At 60.5% G+C, this 220-nt stretch carries 1 protein-coding gene; it reads right to left on the bottom strand.

Annotated features, from left to right (window positions below; genetic code table 11):
- Positions 1–220 (bottom strand): transposase (locus FNJ47_RS49385; RefSeq protein WP_163163927.1); only part of this gene is annotated, 220 nt, incomplete at both ends.

Below are 220 nucleotides of genomic sequence, written 5' to 3'. Positions count from 1 at the left end.
GCGACCATCACTGGCACTTCGCCGCGCGCAAGCGTCAAAGACACAAGCGTTTGGCAATTTGCCGTATTGCCGAGAGCCGACGCGTATTGAGCTGCAACACCAACCGAGCGTTCGCCCTTCTTCGGCAGTGAGGTGTCATCAATAACGAGCACCGCATCCCTACCGCCGACAAGTCGGTCCGCCTGGTTGAGCAGTTCCGTCTCTAGCGGCGTCGCGTCCC

The sequence above is a fragment of the Bradyrhizobium uaiense genome (assembly GCF_010811875.1).
GTDB classification, from domain to species: domain Bacteria; phylum Pseudomonadota; class Alphaproteobacteria; order Rhizobiales; family Xanthobacteraceae; genus Bradyrhizobium; species Bradyrhizobium uaiense.
This window is presented reverse-complemented; position numbering and strand designations above follow the sequence as displayed.